The sequence below is a fragment of the Novosphingobium sp. ZW T3_23 genome (assembly GCF_044987305.1).
GTDB lineage: Bacteria > Pseudomonadota > Alphaproteobacteria > Sphingomonadales > Sphingomonadaceae > Novosphingobium.
Genome location: NZ_JBJDRF010000008.1, coordinates 44,784 through 56,260 on the forward strand (window position 1 = coordinate 44,784; position 11,477 = coordinate 56,260).

Here is an 11,477-nt window from a genome sequence, read left to right on the forward strand (position 1 = left end):
AGGATTGTTCGATTCCAAGCAATTGCCCGCATGGAACCTGCAGTTCATCGCGCAAGGCTGGCGCTTTGCCTCGTTCTCGTTAACTCTACGGGAACATGTACAAGCACAGGGTGGGATCTGCATGATCGGGGCAGACAAACTCGTCGCGCGGTGCCGTAAAGGCACGGGGCGCTTCTTCAAGGTTGCGACTTTGGCCGCCGGGACGCTGTCTCTCGGCCTGCTGGCGTCCGTGCCGGTTCAGGCGCAAGGGCAGGCCCAGAGGCAAGTCCGTCCGCAAGCCGCCGCCATCGGCGACGTGCAGGATTCGTTCGACTCCGTATTCGGAACGGAGCAGCGCGGCCCGCGTACCTATTCCAGCGATTTCGGCAAGCAGCTCGCCTCGGTGGCGGAAGCTTCGCGGGGGCGCATCGGCGTGGCGGCCATGGACCTTTCCACCGGGCGCATGGTCGATGTTTTGGGAACCCAGCGCTTCCCGATGGCCAGCACCAGCAAGATCGCCATTGCCGCGACCTTCCTGGAAGGCGTGGACAAGGGCAAGTGGAGCCTTTCCAGCGAGTTCCCGCTGATGGTGCCGGTGCCCTCGGCGCCGTTCTCCAGCTCGATCGCACCGGTCCGCGCGGGCACTTACATGACCGCGCGCCAGCTGATCGAGATCATGATCACCCGCTCCAACAACTACGCCACCGATGCCTTGCTCAAGGTGGTGGGCGGGCCTTCGGCGGTGAACGCCTGGGTGCGCCGGACCGGCATCGAGGACTGGCACATCGATCGCGACATCGCCACCCTGGTGCGGGATGACGGCGCCATCGATCCGGCCAAGGTCGTCGACAAGCGGGACAGCGCCACGCCGATCGCAGTGGTGGAACTGCTGGCCGGGATCTACCAGGGCAAGTGGATGAGCAAGCAGGGTCGCGACGTGCTGCTGGGCGCCATGAGCCGCACCGTCACCGGCAAGCGTCGCATCCGGGCCGGGCTCCCCGCCGAAGTCACGGTTTCCCACAAGACCGGATCGCTCAACAATACCTCCAGCGACATCGGCATCATCGAGACGCCTGACGGCCGCGCCTATGCGGTGGCGATCTACGTTACCGGGCAGGGCACCCGTCCGAACCGGGAGGCGCGGATCGCCAGCATCGCCCGCGCGATCTACGACGGCTATCTGGCCGAGGGATCGTCCTACCGCACCGCTGCGCGCTGAGGCACATCGCCGCGCGTCGAAACTGCCTCATAGCCATAGAAAAAAGGCGCTCCGGACTGCTCCGGAGCGCCTTTTTTGTTAATCTGGCTTCGCAGCCGATCAGTGCTGATCGTTGGTGTGCGGGGTGCTCTCGGCATCGGTGACGTCGGCGGCGGCCTTCTCGGCATCGGCGGCGATGTCGTCGGTGGTCTTCTCGGCCTTCTTGGCGGCGTCGGCGGCAGCGTCCTTGACGCCATCGGCGGCGTCGTTGGCGACGTTCGAGGCCTTGTCGCCGAGATCGCTGACGGCATCGCCCACGTCTTCAGCGGCTTCCGACATGTCGCCGGCGGCCGAGGTGGCGGTGTCCGAAGCGGCGTCCTGCGTCTTTTCCGAGCAGGCGGCGAGCGACAGGGCCGCGACGGCGGCAGTGGCGGCGATAACGATCTTGCGCATGTTCTCGGTATTCCCTCGTTTTGCTAAAAAGCGTTTGCTGAAAAGCGCTTGCTGAAAAGACAAACCCCCGTAAGCCCATCCGCAGATACGAGCGGCTTCGCCCCTTGAGCGGGAAACTAGGCCGGTCGCGAATGCGTTTCAAGCAGTCGCGGGCAAACGACGGTGGAGCGAATTGGTTCCCGTCCCGTCGCACCGGCTTGCCGATCGGCCAATTTCACCGGCTGCGTGTCACTGCCCTGCTGACGACCGGGGCCCGCGCTGCTAGGGATCAGGCCATGGATTCCAAGCAGCATCTCTATCTCGTCGATGGCTCGGCCTATATCTTCCGCGCCTATCACCGCCTGCCGCCCCTGACGAACCCGGAAGGGACGCCCGTCGGCGCGGTCTACGGCTATACGACGATGCTGTGGAAGCTGGCGGATGACCTCAACAAGGCCGATGGCCCCACCCACCTCGCGGTCATCCTCGATGCGGGCAGCCACTCGTTCCGCAACGACATCTATGACGACTACAAGGCCAACCGTCCGCCCCCGCCCGAGGATCTGGTCCCGCAGTTCCCGCTGATTCGCGATGCCACCCGCGCCTTCTCGCTGCCCTGCATCGAGGAAGTGGGCTTCGAGGCGGACGACCTCATTGCCTCTTACGCCCGCGAGGCGACGCGCCAGGGCTGGGACGTGACGATCGTCTCCTCGGACAAGGACCTGATGCAGCTCGTGGGCAAGTGTGCGGTCGGTGGCGGCTGCATCGACATGCTGGACACGATGAAGAACCAGCGGATCGACATCCCGGAAGTGGTCGAGAAGTTCGGCGTCCCGCCCGAGAAGGTGGGCGACGTGCTGGCGCTGATGGGCGACTCGGTGGACAACGTGCCGGGCGTCTTCGGCGTCGGCCCCAAGACGGCGACCAAGCTGATCCAGGACTACGGCGACCTCGAATCCGCTTTGGCGGCGGCGCCGTCGATGAAGAAGTCCAAGCTTCAGGAGCGGTTGATCGAGCAGGCCGAACAGGCGCGCCTTTCCAAGGTGCTGGTCACGCTCAAGGAAGACTGCACGCTGCCGATGGCGCTGGACGACTTCAAGCTGGACGCGATCCCCCCGGCGCCGCTGGCCGAATTCCTTGGCAAGCATGGCTTCACCAGTCTGCTCAAGCGGCTCGACGGCGGTCGCGGCAGCCCCGATCGGCCGACCCAGCTCAATCCGGCCAAGCCGGTCACCGCCGCCAGTGGTGCGGCCGAGGGAGCGGCGCGACAGCCGCTGCCGGAATGGCCGGCGGTGGACTATGCCGCCTACGAATGCGTGCAGACCGTCGAGGCGCTGGAGCGCTGGGTGGCGCGCGGGCTGGCGGCGCATGTGGTGGCGCTCGACACCGAGACCTCGGCGCTCGATGCGATGAAGGCGGACCTCGCCGGGATCAGTCTGGCCCTGGGGCCGAACGATGCCTGCTACATCCCGCTCGGCCACGGCGGCAGCGACATGTTCGCGGAGAAGCCGCAGCAGGTGCCGTTGCAGACGGCGCTGGCGCTGCTCAAGCCGCTGTTGGAAAGCGATGCGGTGCTCAAGGTCGGCCAGAACATCAAGTACGACCTCAACGTTCTGGCCCGGCATGACATTCTGGTGGCGCCGGTGGACGATACGATGATCGTCAGCTTCTGCCTCGACGCGGGCCGCCAGATCGAGGGCATCGGCGGCGGGCATGGCATGGACGAACTGTCCGAACGCCATCTCGCCCACAAGACCATGGCCTTCAAGGACGTCTGCGGCACCGGCAAGAAGGCGATTCCCTTCGGCGAAGTACCGCTCGACCGCGCCACGCCTTACGCGGCCGAGGACGCGGATGTGACCTGGCGCCTGCATAATCTCCTCAAGCCGCGCCTCTCCGACGAGGGCGGCACGCGGATCTACGAGCGTGTCGACCGGCCGCTGATCCCCGTCGTCGCCCAGATGGAGCGCCACGGCATCAAGGTGGACCGCGAGAAGCTGGCAGGCCTCTCGAGCCAGTTCGCAGAGGCGATCGGCGCGCTGGAAGGCGAGATCCATGGCAAGGTCGGCCAGGAATTCACCATCGGCAGCCCCAAGCAGCTTGGCGATATCCTGTTCGAGAAGCTCGGCTACAAGGGCGGCAAGAAGGGCAAGAGCGGCCAGTATTCCACCGACCAGTCGGTGCTGGAAAAGCTGGCGGGCGAGGGTGCCGAAGTCGCGACCAAGGTGCTGGAATGGCGCCAGCTTTCCAAGCTTCGCTCAACCTATACCGAGGCTTTGCAGGCGGCGATCAATCCGCAAACCGGGCGCGTCCACACCAGCTACAGCCTGGTCGGCGCGCAGACCGGGCGTCTTTCCTCGACCGACCCGAACCTGCAGAACATCCCGATCCGCACCGAGATCGGCCGCCAGATCCGCGACTGCTTCGTGGCCGAGCCGGGCAACGTCCTGCTCGCCGCTGACTATTCGCAGATCGAACTGCGCCTTGCCGCGCACATGGCCGACGTGCCGAGCCTGAAGGAAGCCTTCGCCCAGGGCGAGGACATCCACTCGCGCACGGCGATGGAGATGTTCGGCACGGTGGACCGCGACACGCGCGGACGGGCCAAGACCATCAACTTCGCGATCCTCTACGGCATTTCGCGCTGGGGCCTCGCAGGCCGTCTCGGCACCGAGGCGGACGAGGCGCAGGCCATGATCGACCGCTATTTCGAGCGCTTCCCCGGCATCCAGCGCTATATCGTCCACACGCTGGAGCAGGTGCGCGAGCGGGGCTATTCGGAAACGCTGTTCGGCCGCAAGACCTGGTTCCCGCGCATCACCTCGAAGAACGGCGCCGAGCGCCAGGGCAGCGAGCGCGCCGCCATCAACGCCCCGATCCAGGGCACCAGCGCCGACATCATCAAGCGCGCCATGGTGCGCATGATGCCGGCTCTGGAAGCGGCGGGCCTGGGGCATGTACGCATGCTGCTTCAGGTGCACGACGAACTCGTGTTCGAATTGCCCGAGGGCGACGTCGCTGCGGCCTCGGACGTGATCCGCAGCGTCATGGCGGGCGCGGCCGAGCCTTCGGTGAAACTGGACGTTCCGCTGGGCGTGGAGATCGGTTCCGGTCTCAGCTGGGGCGCGGCACATTGAGGCAAATGGCGAAGGTTTGAACGGCGTTGGGAAGGCTTGAACGACAGTGAAGGCTTGAACAACGTCGTCCCGGACTTGATCCGGGACCGCTGGCCTCGCATCACCCAACTCGCGGCGAGGCGCTTTCCTGCAAGATTGCGCCTAAAGAATTGCCAGCGGTCCCGGATCAAGTCCGGGACGACAGGAGCATTCCAAAACGGAGCAATCTCTCCCCCGACCTGCCCCGAAAGCCCGATGAAGCGAGCCGGTCGCTGAAACTGCTGCGATGCAGCATAGTTTCAGCCCCATGATCGATTTCATCGAAAGCCTCCTCGGCGGCCTGCCGGATTGGGCGGAACGCCCGTTGATGGCGCTGATCGCCGCGTTGATCGGCCTGACGCTGGCGTTCGTCGTCCACGCCCTGTTGTTCCGCATTCTCCACCGGATCGCCCATCGCAGCGCGAGCGAAGCGGACGACATCGTCGTCAATCGTCTCAATCGCCCGACGCGCTGGGCCTTCATGGCCATGGGCGTGGTTCTGGCAGCGCGCGAGACCCCGGCACTGGAGACCGTGTGGGAGCGCTTCGCACCTTTCGTGATGCCGCTGCTGACGGGCTGGGTAGCCGTGGCGGTGCTGCGCGCTTTCGTGGAAGCGATGATCATGCGCGCCGACATCTCGGTGGAGAACAATCGCAACGCGCGCCGTCGCCGCACCCGGCTTTCGATCTTCAGCCGCATCGGCACGTTCCTGATCGTGTTCCTCACCGTTTCCGGCATGCTGGCCTCGATACCCGGCGTGCGCGAGATCGGCGTTACCCTGATGGCTTCGGCCGGGCTCGCCGCGCTGGCGGTGGGCGCGGCGGCGCAGCCCGCGCTCAAGGCGCTGATCGCGGGTTTCCAGATGGCGATGACCGAGCCGATCTCGATCGACGATGTCATCATCCTCGACGGCGAATGGGGCCGTATCGAGGACATCCGCACCACTTACGTCGTCGTGCGGCTGTGGGACGAGCGCCGCCTCGTCGTGCCGTCCAACCGCTTTCTGGAGGACACTTTCCAGAACTGGACCAAGACCACCTCGCAGCTGCTCGGCACCGTGTTCCTCTATCTCGACCAGGGCACCGACATCGGCCCGATCCGCGAGGAATATACGCGCCAGATCACCGCCCACCGCCTCTGGGACAAGCGGGCGCAAGTGCTTCAGGTGACCGATTGCAAGGACGAGGCCATCGAGGTCCGCCTGCTGATGAGCGCACGCGACGGCCCGACGCTGTTCGACCTGCGCTGCGAACTGCGCGAGAGCATGATGGACTGGATCCGAAGCAACCAGCCGGAAGCCCTCGTCAGGCGGCGGACCCTGCCGGTGGCGCCGGTCGAACTGGGCGCGAGCGCGGGGCTGGCGGAACTGGTCGCCGGGTCGGTCAACGGGGAAGCCCGTGGTGGCGGGGAAGCGCGTAGGGCCAATTGACCTACCCCAGCGCGATCGCCTTCTCCAGGCCCAGCGCCTCGCGAAAGGCCGCGTCGTGGCTGACGCAGACCACGGCGCCGTCATAGCCGCGCAGAGCCTCCTCCAGCATCTCGACCGAAGCGAGGTCGAGGTGGTTGGTCGGCTCATCGAGGATCAGCAGCCAAGGCACCTTGCGCCGCGTGAAAAGGCAGGCCAGCGCCAGCCGCATCCGCTCGCCGCCGGAAAGACCGCCGATTTCGCGCTCCGCCCAGGTGTTGCGGAAGCCGAAGCGGGCCAGCGCGGCATGAGCGCCGTGGCGGTCGGCCTCGGAGTTGAGGCGCAAATAGGCGTCCAGCACGGTGCCGCCGTCGCCCAGCAGCGAGACGTGCTGGTCCAACAGCGCGCTGCGCGATCCGTCGGCGCGAATCTCGCCTTCGTCCGGCTGGTCCAGCCCGGCGAGAATACGGATCAGGCTGGTCTTGCCCGAACCGTTGGCGCCGGTGACGGCGATTCTGCGGGGACCGCGGATCACGAGGTCCAGCGGACCGAACAGGCGCCTTCCGCCGCGCGTGCAGGTGATGCCGCGAGCCTCGATCAGGACATGGCCGGAAGGCAGGCCGCCGGGCGGCAGTTCGATGTGGATCGGGGCCAGCACTTCCACGTCGCGGCGCGCCGTTTCGAGATCCTGTTGCGCACGTCCCACGCGCTCGTCGCCCAGCTTGCCCTGGCGTCCGCCGGTTTCCTCGGCGCGCTGCCTGCGGGCGCCGAGCAGGATCTTCGGCGCGCCACCCCTGGCGGCATCCTGACGGCCCCTGCTGTCGCGCCGGGCCTGCTTTTCGGTTTCTTCCTGACGTTCGCGGCGTGAACGGCGCAGCGCGTCCTCGCTTCGTTCCAGCACTTCGGCGGCGCGGGCGCGCTCCCGACTGCGCTGCTCGTCGAAGGCGTCCCAGCCGCCGCCGACCATGTGGACGCCCGTGCCGGTCAGTTCGACGATGCGATTCGCGCGGCGCAGCAGTTCGCGGTCGTGGCTGGCGACAAGGGCGCCTCCGTTCCAGCCCTCAAGCAGGTCCGCAACCACCTTGCGGCCCGCCTCATCGAGATTGTTGGTGGGCTCGTCCAGCAGGAGCACGTCCGGCCCGTCCATGAGAAGGCCGGTCAGCATCAGTCGGGTGCGCTGCCCGCCGCTGAAGGTGGAGAGCGGCCGCTGGGGATCGAGATCGCCGAAACCGGCCAGCGCGGCGGCCTTTTCGAGGCGTTCGGGCAGGGTCCAGTCGGCCAGCTCGAAATCGTCGTCCTCGAAGCGGCCCTGGGTGATGCGATCGAGCCGGGCGAACTGCGCGGCGAGGCCCAGGGCTTCGGCCACGCTGGCGTTGTCGTCGGGGGGAAGCTGATGCAGCAGGCCGACCCGGCCCTGCCGCGTGATCGTGCCTTCCAGAATTGGCGCTTCCCCGGCGATCGCGCGCAGCAGGGTGCTCTTGCCTGCACCATTGCGACCGACAAGGCCGAGCGTCTCGCGGCCGAGCGAGAACGTGAGGTCACGGAAGAGCGGGGAACCATCGGGGGCCGAGCAGGCCACGCGGTCGAGAGTCAGGAATGTCATGAGAACACCGGCAGATAGCGTTTGGGAAAAAAACGGGCTATGTGCTCAGTCGTTCATCGATCCATCCCTTGGCTTGTGAGCCGCTTTCTATCGCAAGCGGCCCGATCGGGCAAGTCAGGTGCCCTTCGGGCAGTCCGGGGCGATCTGGAAGATCTGGTTCCAGTTCTTGCCGGTCACGAAAATGCGGTTCGTCGGAGCATCCCAGGCGATGCCGTTCAGCACGGCGTCGACGCCGCGCCCACCCGCCTGTTCGCGCAGGCCGGTAAGGTCCAGCCAGGACGTGACCTTGCCGGTCTTCGGGTCGATCCGGGCGATGCGGTCGGTCATCCAGACATTGGCCCAGATCTCGCCGCCGATCCATTCCAGCTCGTTGAGGTTCGCCACCGGCTTGCCGTCGGCGGTGACGGCAAGGCTGCCGGTCTGCCGCATCGTCGCCGGATCGCGCAGGCGCAGCGTGGCGGAGCCGTCGCTCTGGTAGATCGTCTCGCCGTGGCGGGTCATGGCCCAGCCTTCACCCTCGTAACGGAAGGTGCCCAGTGGCTTCAGTGTCGCACGGTCCCAGCGATAGCCGATCCCGTCGCGCCAGGTGAGGCTGATCAACTGGTCCTTCCAGTCGACAAGGCCCTCTCCGAAGACGGAGGGATCGACCTGCGCCTCGCGTATCGGCTCCAGCGTTTCCAGCTTGCGCACGACGATGCGGGAATCGCCTTCGCGGCCGGTGCTTTCGTAGAGCAGGCCCCGGTCGAACAGCAGGCCTTCGGTGAAGGCGCCGGTATCGTGGGGGTAGGCGTTGTCGATGCGGTAGGAGCAGACTGGGACTGCCTTCGCCTGTGCGGCGGGAACGGCCGCGATGAGGCTGAGAATGGCGGCCAGCACGGTACGGAAGGGAGAATTCATGCGCGGGAGGTGCCGCAAGGCAGGACGGTTCGCAAGGATTACTGTGCCGTGCAGATTGTCGTCGATCAGTGTGCCTGACAGATTATCGTCGTCCCGGACTTGATCCGGGACCGCTGGCAAATCTTGAGGCGCTACCTCGCGAGCAAGGCGCGACGCGGCCAGCGGTCCCGGGTCAAGCCCGGGACGACGTATCATTCAACCCTATCATTCTGGCCTCTTATTCAGGCCGCATCATTCAATCGCCGTGCTTCTTCTCGCGGGTGGATTCCACCATGCCGGGGGCGATGAAGCCGATGGGCGTCAGTTCCATCGCCCGCTTCTTGAGTTCGCCCTTCATGCGCTCATACTCCGCTTCCATCTCCTCGGTCACGGTGGCGCGGCTGTCTTCGAGAGCATCCTCGAAGTCCTCGCGGCGGACCTGCTCCACTTCCGCTCCGCGCTTGCGGATGGCGATGAGGCCGGCGCGGCGGACCACGTCTTCCAGGTCGGCGCCGGTGAAACGCTCGGTCCTTGCGGCGACGTCGCGCAGGGAGACGTCGTCGGCCAGCGGCATCTTGCTGGTATGGATGCCGAGGATGTGCTCACGCCCGGCCTCGTCAGGCGTGCCGACATAGACCAGCTCGTCGAAGCGGCCCGGACGCAGCAGCGCCGGATCGACCAGGGCAGGGCGGTTGGTGGCGCCGATCAGCACGACCGACTGCAATTCCTCCATCCCGTCCATTTCGGCGAGGATCGTGTTGACCACGCGGCCCGTCACTTGCGGTTCGCCCCCGCCGCCGCCCATGCCGCGAGCGGGCACGAGGCTGTCGATCTCGTCGATGAAGATCACGCAGGGCGCAACCTGACGGGCGCGGGCGAAGAGGCGGGCGATCTGCTGTTCGCTTTCGCCATACCACTTGGACAGGAGATCGGACGACTTGATCGAGATGAAGTTCGCCTCGGCCTCCTTGGCGACGGCCTTGGCCAGCAGGGTCTTGCCGGTGCCCGGCGGGCCGTAGAGCAGGAAGCCCTTCGCGGGGCGGATGCCCAGCTTGTGGAAGGCTTCCGGGTTTTTCAGCGGCAGTTCCACGCCTTCCTTCAGCTTGAGCTGCGCATTGTCGAGGCCGCCGATGTCGGCCCAGCCGATGTTCGGCACCTGCACCATGACCTCGCGCATGGCCGAAGGCTGGACGCGCTTCAGGGCGGCCACGAAGTCCTCGCGAAGAACCTGCAATTCCTCCAGCACTTCGGGCGGGATCGTGCGGGCTTCGAGGTCCAGCCGGGGCATGATCCGGCGCACGGCCTCGATCGCGGCCTCGCGGGTGAGGGCGGCCAGGTCGGCGCCGACGAAGCCGTGGGTGGTGCGCGCGAGTTCGTTCAGATCGACCTTGCTGCCCAGCGGCATGCCGCGGGTGTGGATGCCGATGATCTCGCGGCGTCCGGCTTCGTCGGGCACGCCGATCACGATCTCGCGGTCGAAGCGGCCGGGACGGCGCAGGGCCTCGTCGATGGCATCGGGCCGGTTGGTGGCGGCGATGACGACGACGTGGGCGCGGCTGTCGATGCCGTCCATCAGCGTGAGAAGCTGGGCGACGAGGCGCTTTTCCGCCTCGCCGTGGACTTGGCTGCGCTTCGGTGCGATCGAATCGATCTCGTCGATGAAGATGATCGCGGGGGCCGCCTTGGTGGCTTCCTCGAAGACCTCGCGCAGGGCCTTTTCGCTCTCGCCATAGCCGGATCCCATGATCTCGGGACCGTTGATGGTGAAGAAGTTCGCTTCGCTCTCGTTCGCCACCGCCTGGGCCAGGCGGGTCTTGCCGGTGCCCGGCGGGCCGTGCAGCAGGACGCCTTTCGGCGGCGCGACGCCGAGGCGTGTGAAGAGTTCGGGATAGCGCAGCGGCAGTTCCACCATCTCGCGAAGCTGGCGGATGGTGTCGCTCATGCCGCCGACGTCGTCGTAGTTGACGTCGCCGCGGGCGTCGTGCGCTTCCTCGAAGACCTCGCGCAGTTCCACTTCGGTGTTCTCGTCGATGTGGACGATGCCGCGCGGGGTGGTGGAGACGACGTTGAGGCGGATCTGCGTCAGCGCGTAGGCCGGCGCGTTGAACATGCGGCGAAGCTGCGGCGGAATGTCCGCGACCTGCTGCTGGCCGGTGGTGGCGACGAGATCGCCCTGCACCATCGGGCGCTGGAAGAAGTTGCGCTTGAGCGCGGCGGAGGGGCCTTGCAGGCGCATGTCCTTCTGCGCCGGCGCGAACACCACGCGCTGCGCGGGACGCGATTCGGCCTTGCGGACCACGACGTGATCGCCGGAGCCGACTTCGGCATTGCCGCGCTGAAGCCCGTCGAGCCGGATGACCTGAAGGCCTTCGTCCTCGTCATAGGCGAGTACGGCGCGGGCGACGGTGGCGGTCTTGCCGGTTATTTCCAGCACATCGCCTTCCATCGCGCCGATCTCGGATAGGGAGGCGCGCGAAAGGCGGGCGATGCCCTGCCCGCTTTCTTCCTGACGGGCTGCCGCGACCTGCAGCTTTACCGTGCGTTCGTCGACATGGGTTGTGGCGTCCGCCATGAGGGTCCTTTCCATCCTCCCGATTCCGGCCAGGCGCCAGTTTGCGCGGGCCGTCCGGGACGTGAATTGGAACTAGGTATCGGCTCCCCGGATTTCAAACCAACCAACGGCCACTGCGGATGTTTCCGATGGAACTGTTTGAGAACGACGTTCTCAAACAGGCAAAAAGAAGGCCCGGAAGTTTCCAACCGGGCCGTGAAAGTTTTGGGAGAGGATGCCTGAAAGGCACTGTCTGTATGACTCCGACTCGGCTTTTG

Annotated in this window: 7 protein-coding genes; 3 read left to right on the top strand and 4 right to left on the bottom strand. The window is 66.3% G+C overall.

Annotation, left to right across the window (positions count from 1 at the left end; all coding sequences use genetic code 11):
- Positions 1-121 precede the first annotated feature (121 nt).
- Positions 122-1,198 carry a class A beta-lactamase gene (bla, locus tag ACI3K3_RS07020; RefSeq protein ID WP_404912891.1) on the top strand — a complete coding sequence of 359 codons (1,077 nt, stop codon included), beginning with the start codon at positions 122-124 and terminating at the stop codon, positions 1,196-1,198.
- 99 nt (positions 1,199-1,297) lie between these two features.
- Here bla and ACI3K3_RS07025 read toward each other — a convergent pair whose 3' ends face one another.
- Positions 1,298-1,630 (bottom strand): hypothetical protein, encoded by a 333-nt coding sequence (locus ACI3K3_RS07025; RefSeq protein WP_404912892.1) that lies wholly within the window; start codon positions 1,628-1,630, stop codon positions 1,298-1,300.
- A gap of 275 nt (positions 1,631-1,905) precedes the next feature.
- On the opposite strand from ACI3K3_RS07025, the gene polA reads away from it, so the two are divergent.
- Together polA and ACI3K3_RS07035 are read left to right on the top strand one after the other, a co-directional pair.
- Positions 1,906-4,746: a DNA polymerase I gene (gene polA / locus ACI3K3_RS07030; protein WP_404912893.1), complete on the top strand. Its 2,841-nt coding sequence runs from the start codon at positions 1,906-1,908 to the stop codon at positions 4,744-4,746.
- A gap of 286 nt (positions 4,747-5,032) precedes the next feature.
- On the top strand, positions 5,033-6,193 hold the full coding sequence (locus tag ACI3K3_RS07035; RefSeq protein ID WP_404912894.1) for a mechanosensitive ion channel family protein: 1,161 nt from the start codon (positions 5,033-5,035) through the stop codon (positions 6,191-6,193).
- 1 nt (position 6,194) lies between these two features.
- Here the strand turns inward: ACI3K3_RS07035 and ACI3K3_RS07040 are convergent, their stop codons facing one another.
- The 3 genes from ACI3K3_RS07040 to ACI3K3_RS07050 form a co-directional block, all read right to left on the bottom strand.
- Positions 6,195-7,772 (bottom strand): ABC-F family ATP-binding cassette domain-containing protein, encoded by a 1,578-nt coding sequence (locus tag ACI3K3_RS07040; protein WP_404912895.1) that lies wholly within the window; start codon positions 7,770-7,772, stop codon positions 6,195-6,197.
- Positions 7,773-7,886: 114 nt separating this feature from the next.
- Positions 7,887-8,669, bottom strand: a complete 783-nt coding sequence (locus tag ACI3K3_RS07045) for a glutaminyl-peptide cyclotransferase (RefSeq protein ID WP_404912896.1) — start codon at positions 8,667-8,669, stop codon at positions 7,887-7,889.
- Between the two features lie 235 nt (positions 8,670-8,904).
- Entirely contained in the window at positions 8,905-11,220 is a 2,316-nt protein-coding gene (locus tag ACI3K3_RS07050) for a CDC48 family AAA ATPase (RefSeq protein ID WP_404912897.1), read from the bottom strand.
- Positions 11,221-11,477: the final 257 nt, after the last annotated feature.

Coding starts and splice junctions, on each gene's coding strand:
- bla (WP_404912891.1), top strand. CDS start 122: ATGATCGGGGCAGACAAACTCGTCGCGCGGTGCCGTAAAGGCACGGGG.
- ACI3K3_RS07025 (WP_404912892.1), bottom strand. CDS start 1,630: ATGCGCAAGATCGTTATCGCCGCCACTGCCGCCGTCGCGGCCCTGTCG.
- polA (WP_404912893.1), top strand. CDS start 1,906: ATGGATTCCAAGCAGCATCTCTATCTCGTCGATGGCTCGGCCTATATC.
- ACI3K3_RS07035 (WP_404912894.1), top strand. CDS start 5,033: ATGATCGATTTCATCGAAAGCCTCCTCGGCGGCCTGCCGGATTGGGCG.
- ACI3K3_RS07040 (WP_404912895.1), bottom strand. CDS start 7,772: ATGACATTCCTGACTCTCGACCGCGTGGCCTGCTCGGCCCCCGATGGT.
- ACI3K3_RS07045 (WP_404912896.1), bottom strand. CDS start 8,669: ATGAATTCTCCCTTCCGTACCGTGCTGGCCGCCATTCTCAGCCTCATC.
- ACI3K3_RS07050 (WP_404912897.1), bottom strand. CDS start 11,220: ATGGCGGACGCCACAACCCATGTCGACGAACGCACGGTAAAGCTGCAG.